3 protein-coding genes are annotated in these 3,095 nt (G+C 65.5%); all 3 read right to left on the bottom strand.

What is annotated here, in order from left to right; all coding sequences use genetic code 11:
- Window positions 1–1,629, bottom strand: a 1,629-nt coding sequence (locus tag AB0D34_RS45830; RefSeq protein ID WP_362673827.1) for a hypothetical protein, incomplete at its 3' end; no start/stop codon positions are given.
- Window positions 1,602–2,450, bottom strand: coding sequence for a trypsin-like peptidase domain-containing protein (locus AB0D34_RS45825; protein ID WP_362673825.1), 849 nt, complete (start codon window positions 2,448–2,450; stop codon window positions 1,602–1,604). The genes AB0D34_RS45825 and AB0D34_RS45830, both read right to left, overlap by 28 nt.
- Window positions 2,447–2,758, bottom strand: a complete 312-nt coding sequence (locus tag AB0D34_RS45820) for a CU044_2847 family protein (protein ID WP_362673823.1) — start codon at window positions 2,756–2,758, stop codon at window positions 2,447–2,449. The genes AB0D34_RS45825 and AB0D34_RS45820 overlap by 4 nt, the downstream gene beginning before the upstream one ends.
- Window positions 2,759–3,095: the final 337 nt, after the last annotated feature.

The following is a 3,095-nucleotide window of genomic DNA, read 5'->3' as shown; positions in this document are numbered from 1 at the left end:
GTCCAAGTCCTCCGCAGCCTCAGTGCGTTCGAACCGCATCCGCAGGGCGTTGCCGAGGAGCCACCGGCCGAGGGTGCGGGCGCGATGGTCGTCGGGCGTGGCCGCGAGGGCGGCGCGTACCGTCTCGACGAGCTCGTCGAGAGCCTCCGCCGCCTCAGTGCGTTCGAACCGCATCCACAGGACGTCGCGGAGCAACAGGGCGGCGGTGCGGGCGCGATGGTCGTCGGGCGTGGCCGCGAGGGCGGCGCGTGCCGTCTCGACGAGCTCGTCGAGATCCTCCGTGGTTCGCGTGTGCGTGTACTGGCGCTCCAGGGCGTGAACGAGGCGCAACAGGTGGGTGGCGTAGTCGGGGTGGTCGTCCACGGCCCCCGTGCGTTCGAACCGCGCCCACAGGGCGTCGCCGAGGAGCCCCAGGTCGGCGACGCGGCCGCGATGATCGTAGGGCGTGGTTGCGCCCGTGGCACGTACCGTATTGACGATCTCGTCCAGGTCTTCGATGGACCCTGTACGTGCGAATCGCTCCTTGAGGGCGTTACGGAGACGGGTCAAGTGGGCGGCACGGTCGGACAGGCTAACGGGCCTAGCCGCGAGAACAGCGGCACGTGCCGCTGCGATGGACTCGTCCAAGTCTTCAGGGGTGCACGTGTGTAGGTACCCGTCCACCGAGTCCTGGCGGGAAGACTGCGGATCCCGTCGCCACAGTGCTGTGGCACGCTCAGCTGCTGCCGTCATCAGCGCCTGGGCGCCCTGGAGACGTCGGCCGCCGCCGAGGAAGAGCGCAGTCTCATATTCCACAGTCGCCAGGGTCCGCAGCGCGGAGAGAGAGCGGGGGTGATCGGTACCCAAGGTCGCCGACAATCGTTGCACCGCGATGGCGATGACATCGCACGCACGCTCCATGCGCTCGTGGTCTTCGGCCGCCCTGGCTGACTCGAACTCGGCCGAGGCCAGTGTGATCAGGGCCGATAGAGACTTCGGGTGGTCACCGCCGAGGATGCGTACGAGGCGGCGGACGAACCCTTCAAGCTCGTTCACCAACTCATCCGCCTCGGCATGCTGGTTACGCAGGCGCATCACCTCAGCAAGGACTGCGGTCGCCAGCACTTGGACGTCCAACTGCTGTTCAGTTTCTTCCTCGCCCGCGCCCAGAACCACAGCTCGGCGAGCCTGGTCTGCAGTGTCAGCAGCCCTCTCGGAAAGACCCCGACGTAGCATCATGCACGCCTGGTTCACCAGTGTGGCGGCCGCCCAGGGGTCGCCCCCGTGCGGCTTGGTGAGCAGCATCGCAGCGGTTGCGAGATACCCTCGCTCGCCGAGCACCACGGCGAGTTGGTTGCGTACACCAGTGTCCAGGTTCAACGCACCAGGATCTTGTTGGAAACACGAGGAAACATGCTCCAGAAGCACCTGGGACGCGTGGTTCAGACCAAGGCAGTCGAGCAGCAAGACCAGATCGCTAACGTTTTGGCCCACGGTTGCACGACCAGGCAACCGTCGATCCAAACGAAGCACCTCGACCGCTGCCACCACCTGCTCGCGAGTCGCACGGTCGCCTCGCAGCGCGCGCTCTGCGCAAGTGATTGCTTCTCGCCAGGCGCTGGTCAGATCGCTTCCCTGGGCGTCGGCCATGCTGCACCCCCATTCGGCTCCTCTTCGAAGATGCGCCTGAGGGCGAGGTATCTCAGCTCGTTCACATACACGGGGTCCATGACGCCCTGCCCGGACAGCTGATGGAAGAAGTGGATCACACTATCGACGCGGTCCACCTGGCTACGCGGCGATGAAGAAGCCGTGGACCGAGACTGTGCGCGGGTCTCCTCGCGACGGGCAGGCCGCAGAACATCAACAAGGTGAGCGACGTCGAATACGTCGAATCGACGCAGCACCTCTCCGATGGTGGCAGCGAACAGCACGTTGGCACTGCGACTCGCGTCGGCCCGGTCGAGAGCCTGCTCCAGGAGGATGCCGACGACTGCCGGCCTCCGGCCCTGGGCAACTCCTTCGACCGGGCCACCAGAGTAGCCTGAATAGTCGCCAAGCCTCTGGTCGGCCGTCAGTTGCAGGGCCTCGATCGACGCGCCGCCTTCACAGTCGTACCGTATGGCTCCGCTGTCGATGTGACCGCTGAGTTCCACCTCGTTCTCGGCAGGCCGGTAGGGGCCGCGCCAGCGGTCGCCACCACGGGCAACCCCGGCCACGGGCACGGGCTGGAAGACCTCCGAGTCTGCGGAAATCTCAATTAGCGCGAGGTCCGCGTCCTTGGCTTGGCCGTACACCTGTCCAACCACGCAACTGCCGTCGGCCAGCACAATGTCCAGGTCCGTGTCGAACGCGGTCATAGCGCGCAGGCAATGGAGCGCGGTGACAACAAACCGGCGCGTCACGAGGAACCCTCCTCCAAGTCGCTGCCGGTCCTGGTAGAGCTCAACCCAATATCCCGCGACGGTCATGGCCTACCCGACGCCCGCTCCACGGTGAGCGTCACCTCGAACGACGCCTCCATAGATGCCTTGGAGAGGATGACACCGGCCTCGGCAGCGAGAGTCAGTCCAAAGGTGACGTCCATGCTGGTGACCTGCCAGCCGTCGCGCTCGGGAACCTGGGCCAGGGACTGCTGGGCAATGGTCGAAGCCTGAACAATCGCCTCCTGCATCTCCGCAGCGCGCTCACCGAGCGCGGAGGTCGACCGTGTCCGGGCAGCGATCTGACGGCTTCCTGTTGCATCGAGCGCCACCGTCTCAACTCTGACGTCGGCCATGTGTTTGGCTTCCCCCGTCCTCCGTTTGCTGGCAGATCTCTCGGCAGCGTAGCCAGCCGGTCCTCCGTGCGCGGCAGCTTCCCCGGATCACTCCAGGCTCAGAACCGAAAAGCAGCACGTGTGAAGATCCTCCGTAGGGCAGGGTCTTTGCGTGATTACGTTCTGTCCGGTTTCGTCAGATGAGGCCGCAGCCAGCCAGAGTGCTCATCAAGCTGCCTTCGGGAAGTAACGCGTGCCTCTAGCCTCAAAGTTTCGTGACAGTCCGCCGACGGAGTCGGTGGACCGTTTTCGTGCCGTGGTCTGAGGCTGTGCAGGCCGAAGAGCCGAGTGACGCCTC

The sequence above is a fragment of the Streptomyces sp. NPDC048420 genome, assembly GCF_040651535.1.
Lineage (GTDB): Bacteria > Actinomycetota > Actinomycetes > Streptomycetales > Streptomycetaceae > Streptomyces.
Note: the sequence above shows the minus strand (reverse complement) of the source record. Positions and strands in the feature narration are given on the sequence as shown.

Bases quoted from the DNA above. Each gene is read 5' to 3' on its own strand.
- AB0D34_RS45825 (WP_362673825.1), bottom strand. From the start codon at position 2,450: ATGACCGTCGCGGGATATTGGGTTGAGCTCTACCAGGACCGGCAGCGA.
- AB0D34_RS45820 (WP_362673823.1), bottom strand. From the start codon at position 2,758: ATGGCCGACGTCAGAGTTGAGACGGTGGCGCTCGATGCAACAGGAAGC.